13 protein-coding genes are annotated in these 14,595 nt (G+C 67.2%); 5 read left to right on the forward strand and 8 right to left on the reverse strand.

Features of this window, described 5'->3' with window-relative positions:
* Window positions 1-25 precede the first annotated feature (25 nt).
* Window positions 26-439, reverse strand: coding sequence for a glyoxalase superfamily protein (locus V6N07_RS10400; RefSeq protein WP_371156187.1), 414 nt, complete (start codon window positions 437-439; stop codon window positions 26-28).
* A 416-nt stretch (window positions 440-855) separates the two neighbouring features.
* Here V6N07_RS10400 and V6N07_RS10405 point away from each other — a divergent pair, with 416 nt between their 5' ends.
* The 5 genes from V6N07_RS10405 to V6N07_RS10425 are packed head-to-tail and all read left to right on the forward strand — an operon-like array spanning window position 856 to window position 5,093.
* Complete coding sequence (locus V6N07_RS10405; protein WP_371156189.1) at window positions 856-1,833, forward strand: ABC transporter permease; 978 nt, start codon at window positions 856-858, stop codon at window positions 1,831-1,833.
* The gene (locus V6N07_RS10410) at window positions 1,830-2,801 is read left to right on the forward strand and encodes an ABC transporter permease (protein ID WP_371156191.1); all 972 of its coding nucleotides are present in this window, start codon (window positions 1,830-1,832) and stop codon (window positions 2,799-2,801) included. The genes V6N07_RS10405 and V6N07_RS10410 overlap by 4 nt, the downstream gene beginning before the upstream one ends.
* Complete coding sequence (locus V6N07_RS10415) at window positions 2,798-3,103, forward strand: hypothetical protein (RefSeq protein WP_371156192.1); 306 nt, start codon at window positions 2,798-2,800, stop codon at window positions 3,101-3,103. The genes V6N07_RS10410 and V6N07_RS10415 overlap by 4 nt, the downstream gene beginning before the upstream one ends.
* On the forward strand, window positions 3,100-4,080 hold the full coding sequence (locus tag V6N07_RS10420) for an ABC transporter ATP-binding protein (RefSeq protein ID WP_371156193.1): 981 nt from the start codon (window positions 3,100-3,102) through the stop codon (window positions 4,078-4,080). The genes V6N07_RS10415 and V6N07_RS10420 overlap by 4 nt, the downstream gene beginning before the upstream one ends.
* A complete protein-coding gene (locus V6N07_RS10425) occupies window positions 4,077-5,093 on the forward strand; it encodes an ABC transporter ATP-binding protein (RefSeq protein WP_371156194.1) in 1,017 nt (338 codons plus the stop codon). Before V6N07_RS10420 ends, V6N07_RS10425 begins: the two co-directional genes overlap by 4 nt.
* 52 nt (window positions 5,094-5,145) lie before the next feature.
* Here V6N07_RS10425 and V6N07_RS10430 read toward each other — a convergent pair whose 3' ends face one another.
* The 7 genes from V6N07_RS10430 to V6N07_RS10460 all read right to left on the reverse strand — a co-directional run bounded on the left by V6N07_RS10430 (window position 5,146) and on the right by V6N07_RS10460 (window position 14,503).
* On the reverse strand, window positions 5,146-5,508 hold the full coding sequence (locus V6N07_RS10430; protein WP_371156195.1) for a Lin0512 family protein: 363 nt from the start codon (window positions 5,506-5,508) through the stop codon (window positions 5,146-5,148).
* Window positions 5,505-5,849 carry a Lin0512 family protein gene (locus V6N07_RS10435; protein ID WP_371156196.1) on the reverse strand — a complete coding sequence of 115 codons (345 nt, stop codon included), beginning with the start codon at window positions 5,847-5,849 and terminating at the stop codon, window positions 5,505-5,507. Before V6N07_RS10435 ends, V6N07_RS10430 begins: the two co-directional genes overlap by 4 nt.
* A 20-nt stretch (window positions 5,850-5,869) precedes the next feature.
* Complete coding sequence (gene puuE / locus V6N07_RS10440; RefSeq protein WP_371156197.1) at window positions 5,870-7,345, reverse strand: allantoinase PuuE; 1,476 nt, start codon at window positions 7,343-7,345, stop codon at window positions 5,870-5,872.
* Between the two features lie 261 nt (window positions 7,346-7,606).
* Window positions 7,607-8,917 carry a mannitol dehydrogenase family protein gene (locus V6N07_RS10445; protein ID WP_371156198.1) on the reverse strand — a complete coding sequence of 437 codons (1,311 nt, stop codon included), beginning with the start codon at window positions 8,915-8,917 and terminating at the stop codon, window positions 7,607-7,609.
* Window positions 8,914-10,071: a mannonate dehydratase gene (uxuA, locus tag V6N07_RS10450; RefSeq protein ID WP_371156805.1), complete on the reverse strand. Its 1,158-nt coding sequence runs from the start codon at window positions 10,069-10,071 to the stop codon at window positions 8,914-8,916. The genes V6N07_RS10445 and uxuA overlap by 4 nt, the downstream gene beginning before the upstream one ends.
* A 2-nt stretch (window positions 10,072-10,073) precedes the next feature.
* Window positions 10,074-11,468, reverse strand: coding sequence for a glucuronate isomerase (gene uxaC / locus V6N07_RS10455; RefSeq protein ID WP_371156200.1), 1,395 nt, complete (start codon window positions 11,466-11,468; stop codon window positions 10,074-10,076).
* 83 nt (window positions 11,469-11,551) lie between these two features.
* Window positions 11,552-14,503 carry an L-glutamate gamma-semialdehyde dehydrogenase gene (locus V6N07_RS10460; RefSeq protein WP_371156201.1) on the reverse strand — a complete coding sequence of 984 codons (2,952 nt, stop codon included), beginning with the start codon at window positions 14,501-14,503 and terminating at the stop codon, window positions 11,552-11,554.
* Window positions 14,504-14,595 lie beyond the last annotated feature (92 nt).

Here is a 14,595-nt window from a genome sequence, read left to right on the forward strand (position 1 = left end):
ATTGTTTCCGGGCCTGGGCAGACCCTCAGGGGGTCAGGATCAGATGCGGTCGCCCGTCGGAGGTCACCTCCTGCGTATGGCCCCTCGGTCCGACGGTTGCGGTAATACGCTTGCGCAGGTTGCTGAAACTGTCGGACGTGACCACGTCCACCGCCTTGTCGAGGTCGAGGACAAGCCGCGTCCACCCCGGTCGCATGGTCCGGCTTTGCAGGATCCGGCCGCGAAACGGCTGCCCCAGATAGGATCCGGTCACGACGGCCCCTTCGCGGCGATCGTCGCCGGCATGGGCCGACAGGCCGTTCCAGTCCCGAAACCCATGAGCGCGCGCCACGCGATCCAGCGCGGCGCCATGACTGATGGTCTCGCCACGCCTGCCGGCGTGCTGGCGCAGGGCCCGGGCCAGTTCCTTGGCCTGTCTGCGGGTCGGATGCGGGGTCATCTGCGCACCTCGCAATCCCGAATGGCGGCCCCTGTGACCAATCGCGCGATCGGGCGGTCGCCTTGGGGCGAACCGGATTCCGCGCAAGCGGCGGGTCGGTTGTAATGCAGATGCGTCTCGTGAATGGGGGACACCCCCGGGGGTCGTGGTCTGTCGGCCATGGCCGGACCTCTCGTCTGCTGGTCGCAAAATTCGAGGGGGTATCCGCGTTGCCCCTGCGCGACAGGCAGGACGGGGTAGAACAGCATCCTTGCTGTCAGACCTTCACCATGGACCTTCGTCTGCGGATGGCGGGCGTCTGCGGCCTTGGCAAATCAGATAGCGATGTGACCTGTTTCGGTCAATGCGGGCGTTTGAAGGGGTTTGACCATCGGTCACGTCTTGACGTCCGGGTCGACAGACGGGACAGATTGCAGATGCTTGCCTATATCATTCGCCGCGTTTTTCAGTCCGTCATCGTGCTTTTGGCCGTTGGTCTCGTCGCGTTTTCGATGTTCCGGTTCGTCGGGGATCCGATCGAACAGCTTCTGGGCCAGGAACGGACCGTCGCCGACGTGGAGCGTCTGCGCGATGCCCTTGGCCTGAACGATCCGTTCCCGGTGCAGTACGCCAAGTTCCTTGGCCGCGCGGTGCAGGGGGATTTCGGGATCAGCTATCGTCAGTCGCGTCCCGTGGCCGAAATCATTGCCGAGCGGGCGCCTGCCACGCTGGAACTGGCCTTCGTGTCCGGGTTCCTTGCGTTGACCGTAGGCATCGGGCTGGGCGTCTTCACGGCGATCAGGCGTGATGGCTGGGCGGCGAATGCGATCATGTCCGCATCGCTGATCGGGGTCAGTCTGCCGACGTTCCTGATCGGCATCCTGCTGATATATGTATTCGGGGTGCAGCTTCGATGGTTGCCGACCTTCGGGCGCGGTGACGTGGTGGATCTTGGCTGGTGGACCACGGGCTTCCTGACGACAAGCGGGCTCAAGTCGCTGATCCTGCCGTCGATCACGCTCGGCCTGTTCCAGATGACGCTGATCATGCGCCTCGTCCGCTCCGAGATGCTGGAGGTCTTGCGTCAGGACTACATCCGCTTTGCCCGCGCGCGGGGTTTGTCGGCGAAGGCCGTCAACTTCCGCCACGCCCTGAAGAACACGATGATCCCGGTGATCACGGTCACCGGCCTGCAACTGGGTGCGATCATCGCCTTCGCGATCATCACCGAAACGGTGTTCCAATGGCCGGGTGTCGGCCTGCTGTTCATCAACGCGGTGCAATTCGTCGATATCCCGGTGATGGCCGCCTACCTGATGCTGATCTCCGTGATGTTCGTGATGATCAATCTACTGGTCGACATCCTGTATGTCTGGGTCGACCCCCGCCTGCGCATCGACGGGAGGCACGCATGACCCACAGCCCCGAGCAACCCGAGGCCCGTCTGGCCAAGGCACCCGAGGCGGCGCCCTCGCGCCTGCGCACGGCATGGGACAGCGACCTCGCCTATTCCTTCCGCAAGTCGCCGGTCGCGATGGTCGCCTTCTTCGTTACCGTCGTGATGGTGCTGGCCGCCGTGCTGGCCCCATGGGTCGCGACGACCAATCCGTTCGATCCCTCATCCTTGAACCTGATGAACGGCTTCTCGGAGCCGGGCGTTCCGAATGCCTTTACCGGCGAGACGTTCTTTCTGGGCACCGATGACCAGGGGCGCGATGTCTATTCGACCATCCTCTACGGTTTGCGCATCAGCCTGTTCGTCGGCGTCATGGCCGTGGCCTTCGCGATGGTGCTTGGCATCACGCTGGGCCTGCTTGCCGGTTATGTCGGCGGCTGGACCGAGACGATCATCATGCGCGTCGCGGATGTTCAGCTGACGTTTCCGTCGATCCTTGTCGCGCTGCTGATCTTCGGGGTGGCGCGCGGGGTCATCCCCATCGAATACCGCGACCAGATGGCGATCTGGGTGCTGATCGTGGCCATCGGCCTCTCCGACTGGGTGCAGTTCGCGCGCGTGGTGCGCGGTGCCACGATGGTCGAGAAGAACAAGGAATACGTTCAGGCCGCGCGCCTGATCGGGCGCAAACCGGGCGCGATCATGCTGCGCCACATCCTGCCCAACGTGCTGTCGCCCGTGCTGGTCATCGCGACGATTTCGCTGGCGCTGGCGATCATCGCGGAAGCGACGCTCAGCTTTCTCGGGGTGGGCGCCCCGCCGACACAGCCCAGCCTGGGCACCCTGATCCGCATCGGGCAGGATTTCCTGTTCTCGGGCGAATGGTGGATCCTGTTTTTCCCGGCCTGCACCCTTCTTGCGCTGGCTTTGTCCGTGAACCTTTTGGGTGATTGGCTGCGCGATGCCCTGAACCCGAGGCTGCGGTGAATGCCCTTCTCAAAGCGACGCCGTTCTGGCGGCCCGATGATCAGGAGCGAGCCGCCCTCCTTCGGCATCTGCTGGCCGAGCTGCCTATCGGCCACGTTCTGTGGCCCCGTCAGGACAGCCTGTCCGTCGAGGCGCGGGACGGCGATCGCATCATCGTCCGGTCGGACGACGCGGCGCATCCCATCGCCCTCGTCCACATGAGTTGGGCAGGCCGGCCCCCGATGGCGTCCTTCCTGCCCGAGACCGAAACATATCCCACCGACGCGGCGCTGCTTGCCGCGCTGATCGAGGGCCAGACATGACCACTCCAGTCCTTTCGCTCCGCGACCTGACGGTCGACATTCCGACCCGCTACGGCACCTTGCGCCCCGTCGACAACGTCAGTTGGGACATCGCGCGTGGCGAGATTCTCGGCGTCGTCGGCGAATCCGGTGCCGGCAAATCCATGACCGGCAACGCCGTGATCGGCCTTCTGGACCCGCCTGCCCATATCTCGGGCGGTGAAGTGCTGCTGGAGGGAGAGCGCATCGACAACCTGTCGCTGCCGCAGATGCGCAAGATCCGCGGCAAGCGGATCGGCATGGTGTTCCAGGATCCGCTGACGTCCCTGAACCCGTTGCTGACCGTGGGCGAGCAGTTGGAGGAGACGATACTGCGTCACCTCGACGTGTCGCAATCCGAGGCACAGGCCCGCGCGATCCGCGGTCTGGACGAGGTCGGCATCCCGTCGGCCAAGAACCGCATGGGCGCCTATCCGCACGAATTTTCCGGCGGGATGCGTCAGCGTGTCGTCATCGCGCTCAGCCTTTGTGCCGAACCGACGCTGCTGATCGCGGATGAGCCGACGACTGCGCTGGACGTGTCGGTTCAGGCGCAGATCATCGCCCTTCTGAAACGGCTGTGCCGTGAGCGCGGGATGGCCGCGATGCTGGTGACCCATGATATGGGCGTGATCGCGGAAACCGCCGACCGCGTGGCCGTGATGTATGCCGGCCGCCTGGCCGAGATCGGGCCCGTCAGCCAGATCGTCGGTCAGCCGCGGCATCCCTATACCGACGGCCTCATGGCTTCGACCCCGGCGGCCAGCGCCGGTCAGCACCGGTTGCGGCAGATCCCCGGTGCGATGCCGCGTCTGGGCAAGCTGCCGGATGGCTGTGCCTTCCACCCGCGCTGTCCCTATGCGCAGGAAAAATGCCGCCAGAACCCCGGCCCGAAAGTTGGTGAGGCCGACCCGCGTGCCGCCTGCTGGTTTCCGATCACGCAGGAGGACGCGGCATGAGCGCGCTTGTTTCCGTGAAGGCCCTGACGCGGGTGTTCGACGTCTCCAAACCCTGGCTCAACCGTGTGATCGAACGACTGCCCAAGCGGATGCTGACGGCCGTGTCGGACGTCAGCTTCGATATTCCCGAACGGACGACCTATGCCCTCGTGGGGGAATCCGGGTCCGGCAAATCGACCATCGGCAAGATGGTCGTCGGCCTGTTGCGCCCGTCCGAGGGCAACGTCGAGATCGATGGCGTCGATCTGGTAACGGAAACCGATCCGGCCACCATCGACCGCATCCGTACCGACATCCAGATGATCTTCCAGGACCCGTTCGCCTCGCTCAACCCGCGCTGGCGGGTGCGCGACATCATCACTGAACCCGTCGCGGCGCGCGGGGGGAACGTGGATGGCATGGCCGAGAAGCTGTTGGTGCAGGTGGGTCTCGCCGCCGAGGACGCGGGCAAATACCCGCACCAGTTTTCGGGTGGTCAGAGGCAGCGGCTCTGCGTGGCGCGCGCACTGGCCTCCGAGCCCAAGCTGATCGTCTGCGACGAGCCGACGTCCGCGCTGGACGTGTCCGTGCAGGCGCAGGTCCTGAACCTGATGAGCGACCTGAAGGACGAGCATGGCCTGACCTACCTGTTCATCAGCCACGACCTGACCGTGGTGCGGCACATGGCCGACACCATCGGCGTGCTGTATCTGGGTCGTCTGGTCGAGGAGGCGGCGCCAGACGACCTGTTCACGCGCCCCGCCCATCCCTATACCGCGATGCTGATCGACGCGGCCCCGAAGCTGGATGCCTTCGGACGCGAGGTCGCGCCGCCCGAGGGCGAGATCCCCGACCCCATCGACCCGCCCAAGGGGTGTGCCTTTCATCCCCGATGCCCCCTGGCCATCGAACGATGCTCGGCTGAACGTCCGAAACTGCAGCCTTTCGGAAATGGCCGTGTCGCCTGTCATCGCGCGGGCGAGGTGGAGCTGGAAAGCGCCGGCGGCCCGCTGCGCGCCAATGCCGACGCCTGAAGCCGGGCGTCGGATTGGATATTTGAAGGAACAAAGAAGGGCGCGCGCGTGCCTATTCGACGAGGGTGAACGGGTGGTCGCCCGTATCGAGAAAGGCGCGGACGCCCGCGATCACCAGCGTCGTGTCGCTGCTGCCGCCCATCCCCTCATCGGTCAGGCCGCCGTGCTGGCAGATCACCTCCACCGTGCCGTAGGGCAGGGCGGCGGCCACCGCGCCGCGGTCGACGGCATCGGGGTCGGGACAGGCGATGGTCACCTCGATCCGCATCTTGTGCGGCACCTTCCAGGCATAGAATACCGACAGGGACGAATGGCGGATCGCGTCCGACACCGCGCGCAGGGCCGCCTTGGTCATGTCACGGCCATGCACGTCGGCGCCCATCCCGATCTCGACGATCAACTGCTGCTCGCTCATCGGGCGTCCTCCACGTCGAAGCTGACCGAGACGATGGCGTTCGCCACCACCACCGTCTTGTCACGCGATTGCAGGGACGCGCCGCCCTTGACCGCCTCGACCGCGACGATCCCGTAGGGCGCCTCGGCCGCCACACGGTCCCGGTCGACTGCATCCGGGTCGGGCACGCCGACGCGGATATCGACCAGCATCGCCTCGCGCGGAAAACCGAAGGCCGGGCCGATGGTCAGTGAATTGCGGTGCAAGGCGTCGTGCACCGCGCGGCAGGCGGCCTTGGTATGGTCCTCCCCGGTCAGGTCGGTGCCCATTCCTATCTCGATGGCAAACTGGACTTTTGGCATGTGCGTCTCCGGTCTGAGGATTACCAGTCGAGGGCTTCGAGGCGCAGGCGCGCGATGCGGTTCACCTGCGCGCAGGCGGTCGCGAACTCGGCCTCGCTGTCGTTGTCGATGCGCGCGTGGAAGGCGGCGAGGATGCCCGCCTTGTCGTAGTCGCGCACCGCGATGATGAAGGGGAACCCGTGCTTGGCGACGTAGGCCGTGTTCAGGGATTGGAACGTCTCCCGTTCCTTCGCCGTCAACATGTCGAGGCCGGCGCTTGCCTGTTCGGCGGTGCTGTCGCCCGTCAATTCGCCCGCTGCGGCCAACTTTCCGGCAAGGTCCGGGTGCGCGGTCAGGACGGCGTGGCGTTCCTGCTGCGATCCGGCGGCGAAGGCGCGGGCCATCGCGGCGGACAGGCCCGCAGGGTGATGGTGTGCGGGCCCCAGCTCCTGCTGCCAGGCGCGTTCTGCCACCCAGGGAGAGTGTTCGTAGATGCCGCCGAAGCGTGCGACGAACGCCTCTTGCGTCAACTCGTGAACCATGTCCCCGCTGCCCGCGGTCACGGGGCGATCGGAGAGGGGGGGGACCGCGTCGCGCGTGATGTCCTGACCGGTCCGGACATGGCCCGCGTTTTCAGGATGCACGCGGTTCCAATGGGCAGCGATCTGTTCGCGCGTGGCGATCCAGACGCCCTCATGACTGCGCACGTGGTCGAGGAACCGCTTCAAGGCCATCGCGCGCCCCGGCCGCCCGGCCAGGCGGCAATGCAGGCCGATGGACATCATCCGTCCGCCCTCGGCGTAGAGGCAGTCGAAACTGTCGCGCAGATACTGCTCCCACGAGGCGCCGTCGGCATGACCCGCCTGAATGGCGAAACGCATATCGTTGGCATCCAGCGTATAGGGCAGGATCAGCTGCGACCGATCCCCGATGCGCACGCGGTAGGGCAGGTCGTCTGCATAGCTGTCCGAGATATAGGCGAGGTCGCCTTCCTCGGCCGCGAGGCGAACCGTGTTGTTGGAACAGCGGCCGGTATACCAGCCGCGCGGGGGGCTGCCGGTGGCGGCCTCGTGCAGGGACAGCGCCTCGCGGATGGCAGCGCGTTCCTCGTCCTCGGGCATGTCCTTGTGTTCGACCCATTTCAGACCGTGGGACGCGATTTCCCAGCCAGCGCCCTGCATGGCCTCGACCTGCAGGGGGGATCGCAACAGGGCCGTGGCGACGCCGTAGACGGTCACGGGGGTATCGTGCAGGATGCGGTGCAGGCGCCAGAAACCGGCCCGTGCGCCGTATTCGTAGATCGATTCCATGTTCCAGTGCCGCTGTCCCGGCCAAGGCTGTGCGCCGGTTATCTCCGACAGGAACGCCTCGGAGGCCGCATCGCCGTGCAGGATGTTGTTTTCGCCGCCTTCTTCGTAGTTCAGCACGAGCGACAGGGCGATCCGCGCACCGCCCGGCCAATGGGCATCCGGCGGGGTGGGACCATGGCCGAGCATGTCGCGGGGGTAGCGGTTCATCTGTCTCTCCGGAACGGGGCACGCGTTGCGTTCAGTCTTGTCGTATCGGGCCCGAAGGGTCCAGTGGCGGGCCGCGCCCCCGGCGGGCGGTCATATCCCGCGCCACCCTGCCGAAGCTGCCCCGGTCGGACATCGCCGGGTGGCAGGGTCACGCGGGATGAGGGGCATCATGCCCTTTTTGCGGTGCGGCCAATCCGTCTTGCTCGGCCGTCGATCGGTCCGTTTCCCGGGCCGACGCCTGCACGCCCCGTACGGGCCGTGTCAGTGTTGGGCGCCCCGCCGCGCAAGGGCCTGTCGGACGGCGTCCTGCCAGATGGGATGTTCGAGAACGTCCCGGCACCCGAGACCCGCGACATCCGCGATCCGGGCCACCGGATCGTCCGCGCGCGCGGCGGAACAGATGGCCTCTGCCAGCGGGTCGTCCACGGTGTCCGCAGTCGCGAGGTACGTCAGCCATGCTGCCGTCGCATCGGCCAAGGCGGCCACGTCGATGTCCTTTGCCAAGGCATCGCGGGCGGTGGCGAAGATGCGTTGTGGCATCTTCTGGCTGCCGTCCATCGCGATCTGCTGACAGCGGTGCGCGATGGACGGATTGGCAAAACGCTCCATCAGGGCATCGGCGTAGGCGCCCGTCTCCAGATCGGCCGGCAGCGTCCGCCCCGCCGTATCCATCACGGCGCGAATGCAGGGGGCCAGCGTCGCATCGCCCATCACATCCCGCACGCAGGCATGCCCCGCCAGCAGGCCCATGTAGGCCAGCGTGGAGTGGGCGCCGTTCAGCATGCGCAGCTTCATCATCTCGTAGGGTGCGACATCGTCCACGATCTGTGCGCCCGCGGCGTGCCAGTCGGGGATGGGTCCGGCAAACCGATCCTCGATCACCCATTGGGTGAAAGGTTCCGTCTCGATGGCAAGCGGGTCGTCGCGACCGGTCTGCGCCTTGACCAGTTCGGTGGTCTCGGGCGTCGTGGCGGGGGTGATGCGGTCGACCATCGTCGCGGGAAATGTGCAATTGTCGTCGATCCATCCGATCAGGTCGGGATGCGTGATCTGCGCCGTCTGTCGCAGAAGACCGGAAAGCACCGCGCCGTTGTCGGGCAGGTTGTCGCAACAGATGATCGTCAGCGGGCCGGTGCCCGCGGCGCGGCGGCGATCCAGCCCGAGAAGAAGCGTGCCGATCAGGCCGCGGGGGTCCCCCGGATGCGCGAGGTCATGGGACATGGTCGGATGGGCCTGATCCGGCCCACCGGTCGCACGGTCGAGGCCATATCCCTTTTCGGTGATCGTGACCGTGACGACATGGACGTCCGGGTCGGCCAGTCGATCGGCGATCGGCCCCGCACCCCGCGACAGGGCATGGCCACGGGTGATGCCCTTGATCTGACGCAGGACCGGGCCATCGGGCGTGCGTGTCACAAGCGTATAGCCCGCCTGCCCGTTCACGGCATCGGCAAGCGTAGGGTCGCGCATCGACACGGCCTCGATCTGCCATCCGCCGGCATCCTCGGTGTAGACAGCCTGATGCGCGCGGTGAAAGGCCCCGAGGCCGAAGTGCAGTACAACCGGCATCATTGCAGGGCCGCCATTGCGCCGCGCAGCTCCGACAGGCCCCGTAGGCGTCCGATTGCCGGATAGCCGGGCGCCGTGTCGCGGGTGTGGTCGTCCATGATCATCTGTCCGTGATCGGGGCGCATCGGAATCTGCGCATCGTCGCGGCCTGCCGCCATGCGCCGCCCCTGTTCGGCCAGAAGGGCGCGGATACAGGCGATCATGTCGGTCGATCCGCCAAGATGCGCGTCCTCGAAGAAGGAGGTCGGCACGGTCTCGGCCTCTCTGCGGACATTGCGCAGGTGGGCGAAATGGATGTGTGGACCCATGCGTGTGGCCATGCCCGGAAGGTCCACGTCGCCCCGCGCGCCGAGGCTGCCGGTGCAGAAGGTGACCCCGTTGGCGGGTGACGGCGCGGCGGTCAGCAGGGCGGCGTAGTCTTCCTCGGTCGACAGGATGCGGGGCAGGCCGAACAGCGGCCAGGGCGGATCGTCGGGGTGGGCGCAAAGGCGCATCCCCAGTTCCTCGGCCACGGGAACGACGGCGCGCAGGAATGTCGCAAGGTTGGCGCGCAGTGTGTCGGCGTCGATATCGGCATAGGCGGCAAGGCGGTCGCGGAAGGTGTCGATCGTCCACCCCTCCATCGTGCCGGGCAGGCCAGCAAGGATGGTGGCGGTCAGGGCGGCTTCGTCGATGTCCCGCGTGCGGGCGGCGGCGACGACTTCGGGGGTGTAGTCCGCTTCCGCATCGCGGCCCAGCACGCGCAAATCGAAGGCCGCGAAATCCACGAGGTCGAAGCGCAGCGCCCGCGCCCCGTCTGGCCGTTCCCACATCAGGTTGGTGCGGGTCCAGTCGAGGACGGGCATGAAATTGTAGCAGATCACCCGCAGACCCGCCGCATGGCAGGCGCGCAGGCTTTCGATCCAGGTGTCGATGTCGCGCGCCGCGCCCGCGTCGCCCGTGCGGATGGATTCGGTCACCGGAAGGCTTTCGACCACGTCCCATGTCATGCCGGCGGCTTCGATCTGCGCCTTGCGGGCCAGAATGCTGTCGAGGGGCCAGACCCGGCCGGGTGGCAGGTCATAAAGGGCGGTCACGATTCCCTCGACACCCGCCTGGCGGATATAGGACAGCGGGATCGCATCGGACGGGCCGAACCAGCGCCATGTCTGTCGCATCATCATAGGTTGTAGGCCTTCTTTGCTAGTCCAGTGGTCAGGTCGGGGATCAGGGCATGGGCCTCTTCCTCCGACAATCTGTGGGTCACGACCTGCTGCGCGAGAAAGGCGCAATCGACCCGCCGCGCGACGTCATGACGCGCGGGGATGGAGCAGAGCGCCCGCGTATCGTCGTTGAACCCCGCGGTGTTGGCGAAGCCTGCCGTCTCGGTCACGCGTTCGCGGAACCGCAGCATCCCCTCGTAGCTGTCGTGGAACCACCAGGGCGGGCCCAGCCGCAGGCAGGGATAGGCCCCGGCCAGGGGGGCCAGTTCGCGCGCATAGGTGCTTTCGTCCAGTGTGAACAGGATCAGGGTCAGGCGCGAGTCCATGCCGACAGCATTCAGCAGCGGGCGCAGGCCGCCCGTGAAATCGGTCCGCGCGGGAATGTCGAAGCCCCGGTCGCGGCCATAGCGCGCGTGCACCATGTCGGAGTGGTTGCGACTGGACCCCGCGTGCAATTGCATCACCAGCCCGTCGTCCACCGACATGCGCGCCATCTCGGTCAGCATCTGGGCGCGGAACGCCTCGGCGTCGCCGGGAGCGCCTGCGTTCCGGGACACCCGTGCGAACAACGCAGCAGCCTCGTCTTGCGGCAGATCCAGCGTCGCCGCCGTGGGGTGCCCATGATCCGTGGCCGTCGCGCCCAGTTCGATGAAACAGGCACGCCGGGCGCGATGTGCATCGAGGTATCCCGCCCAGGTGGTCGTGTCGCAGCCCGTGATCTCGCCCAACCGGGCAAGGTTGTCGGTGAAGCCGTCGAACTCCGGATCAACGCAGGCATCCGGGCGGTAGGTCGGCACGACGCGACCGGACCAATCGCTGTCCCGCACGGCACGATGATGTGCAAGATCGTCCAGCGCGCTATCGGTGGTTGCGATGGCTTCGATGCCGAAGCGGTCGTAGAGGGCGCGCGGCTTGCAGGCCTCCGTCGCGAGGGCCGCACCGATCGCGTCGTAGAACATATCCGCCGTCGTCTCGGACAAGCGTTGGGTCAGGCCGAAAACCGTCTGGAAGGCATGGTCCAGCCACAGACGGGATGGGGTTGCCGCAAACAGGTGGTAATGGGCCGCGAACCTGCGCCATACGGCGCGCGGATCGGTGGCGGCGCCGACGCCCAGATCCTCGAAGGGGACACCCTGCGACACGAGCATCCGCACGACGTAGTGGTCCGGTATGACGAACAGGTCAGCCGCGTTTGAAAACGACGGATTGTCCCCCCACCACGTCGGGTCGGTGTGCCCGTGTGGTGAGACGATCGGCATATGCTCGACCTTTGCGAACAGGCTGCGGGCGATGGCCCGAGTGGCCGGATCGGCGGGGAACAGGCGGTCGGGATGAAGCGTGGCATCGATCATGGGCGCAGGCTTAGCACCCGATTCCGGCCCCGCCTAGCACGATCCCGCCCCGTTCCCGCCGACCATTACTTCGCAGGGCAAGGCTAGCCTTGCCCGACCTCCGCCATGGCGATCAGGCTGGCATTTCCGCCTGCGGCCGTGGTGTCGGTGCTGACCACGGTCTCGGTGACGAACCGTTGCAGGTACAGCGGACCGCCTGCCTTGGGGCCCGTGCCGGACAGGCCGTGTCCCCCGAATGGCTGGCTGCCCACGATGGCGCCGATCTGGTTGCGGTTGACATAGATGTTGCCCGCAGAGGCCCGCGCCGTGACATGGGCGATCGTCGCATCGATACGGCTGTGCAGCCCGAACGTCAGGCCGAAGCCGGTCTCCGCGATCTCGTCCAGCACACGGTCGAGGTCGGCGGCGCGGTAGCGTTTGATGTGCAGGACCGGGCCGAACACCTCCTCCGTCAGGTGATCGTCGCGCCCCAGTTCGATGATCGTGGGTGGCAGGAAGCGGCCTTCGGGGGCTTTGCCCTGGAAGACGGGCTTATGCCTGGCGACGTGGTCGCGCAGGCGCGTCAGGGCGGCATCGTCGATGATCGGGCCGACATCCGTGGCCGGGTCCGTCGGGTCGCCCAGCCGCAGGCAGGCCGCAGCACCCGCGATCATGTCGATCATCCGGTCGGCCACGTCGTCCTGCACATAGAGGATCCGACAGGCGGAGCAGCGTTGCCCAGCGGAGCGGAAGGCCGACATGACCACGTCATCGGCAACCTGTTCGGGCAGGGCGGTGGCATCGACGATCATCGCATTGATGCCGCCCGTTTCGGCAATGAACGGCAGGATCGGGCCGTCGCGGTCGGCTAGTGCGCGGTTGATGGCGCGGGCGGTCGCGGTCGATCCGGTGAAGGCCACGCCGGCCAGATGCGGATCGGCGCTCAGGGCGGCCCCCACCTCCACCCCGCCGGGGCAGAGGATCAGCGCATCCTCGGGCACGCCCGCCCGGTGCAACAGGGCCACGGCCTGTGCGGCGATGCGCGGGGTCTGCGGCGCGGGTTTCGCGACCACCGTATTTCCGACGGCCAATGCGGCGGCGGTCTGGCCGAGGAAGATGGCCAGCGGGAAGTTCCAGGGCGCGATGGTCACGAAGACCCCGCGCCCGTGCGCGCGCCAGCGGTTCGCCTCGCCGGTCGGGCCCGGCAGGATGCGGGGGGCGCAGAGGGTTTCGGCCTCGTCGGCGTAGAAGCGCAGGAAATCCACCGCTTCGCGCACCTCGGCGATGCCGTCGTCGATGGTCTTGCCCGCCTCACGCGCCAGCGTCGCCATCAGCTCGGGGCGGTGATCCTCCAACAGGTCGGCGGCGCGGCGCAGGGCCTGGGCGCGGGTCTGGACCGGGGCGTCGCGCCAATCGGGAAAGGCGCGGGCGGCGCGTGCCATGGCCTCGGCCGGATCGATCATCTCGGCGGTGGGGGCCTCGGGTGCGGCGGTCATCGCCTGCGACAGCTCCTCCAGCTCGGCGCGGGCGCCGAAGGTCATCCCCTGCGAGTTGCGCCGCGTCCCGAACAGGGCGCCGGGCCGGGTGATGCGCGGGTGGCGGGGCCGGTCGCGCAGGTCGTCGGGGATCGCCAGCAGGTCGGCCACCGGCACGTCGTCGTCGCCCGCCTTGGCAACGAAGGAGGTGGAGGCGCCGTTTTCCAGCAGGCGCCGCACGAGGTAGGCCAGCAGGTCGCGGTGCCCGCCCACGGGGGCGTAGATCCGGCAGGGGATGTCGGTCAGCTTGGCAACCCCGGCATAGAGCGCCTCGCCCATGCCATGCAGGCGCTGGAACTCATAGCCGCCCTCAATGCCGGTTTTCGCTGCCATCTCCTGAATGGCTGCGATGCTCAGGGCGTTGTGGGTGGCGAATTGCGGATAGAGATGCGGGCGCAGGGCCAGCATGGCTTCGGCACAGGCGAGGTAGTTGAGGTCGGTCACGACCTTGCGCGTGAAGACGGGGAAATCCGGCTGACCCTCGACCTGCGCGTGTTTGACCTCCGTGTCCCAATAGGCGCCCTTGACGAGGCGCACCATCAGGGTCTGGCCGTGGTCGCGGGCCAGCGCCCCGATGCGGTCGATCAGGGGCAGGGCGCGTTTGCCATAGGCCTGGATCGCAAGGCCGAAGCCGTTCCAGTCGCGCAAGGCGTCGTCGGCCAGCGCCGCTTCGATCACGTCGATAGACAGCTCCAGCCGCTCCTGCTCCTCCGCGTCGACGGTGAAGTTGAGGTCGTGCGCCTTGGCCTGTCTGGCGAGGTCGATCAGGACAGGCGTCAGGTCGGCCAGTACCGCCTCGCGGTTGCGCGGGGTGTAGTGCGGGTGCAGGGCCGACAGCTTGACGGAGATGCCGGGCCGGTGCGGCAGGGGGCGATTGCCCGCGCTGCGCCCGATGGCGGCGATGGCCTTGGCATAGCTGTCCGCATAGCGCCGCGCGTCATCCCAGGTGCGCGCGCCTTCGCCCAGCATGTCGTAGGAGTGCAGCGCGCCCTTGGCTTCGTTGTCGCGGGCGCGTTTCAGGGCGGCTTCGATGCTCTCACCCAGCACGAACTGATGCCCCATGAAGCGCATCGCCTGCTGCACGCCGGTGCGCACGGCGGGGGCGCCGATGCGGCGGGTCATCTGACCCATGACGCCCTGCACCGTGTCGCCGGGACGCAGCAGGCGGGAGGACAGGCCAAGGCCCCAGGTCGCCGCCGAGACGAGCCACGCGTCGGAGGGGTCGTGCCCGGCCCAGTCGCCCTGTCCGATCTTGTCGGCGATCAGCTTGTCCTGCGTCTCGCGGTCGGGGACGCGCAGCAACGCCTCGGCCATGGCCATCAGGGCGAGGCCCTCGCGGGTCGACAGGTCGTAGTCGCGCAGGAAATCCTCCAAGCCGCCGATACGGGTGTGGGCGGCGCGGATCGCGCCGATCAGCCGCGCCGCCGTCTCGCGTGTCGAGGGCGAAACCTTGGCGTGTTTCATCAAGGGCGCGATGAGGGCTTCGTCGGCCGGGGCATATGGGGCGGAAAATGGGGGCATCGCATGTCTCCGACGCTGGGGGGGGGTAAACGGGATCTACCCGGATCGGTGCAGTGGGTCTCACCAAAGTATCGCTTGCGCGGGCTGTCAAA

It is taken from the genome of Jannaschia sp. 2305UL9-9 (genome assembly GCF_041403465.1).
Taxonomy (GTDB): domain Bacteria; phylum Pseudomonadota; class Alphaproteobacteria; order Rhodobacterales; family Rhodobacteraceae; genus Jannaschia.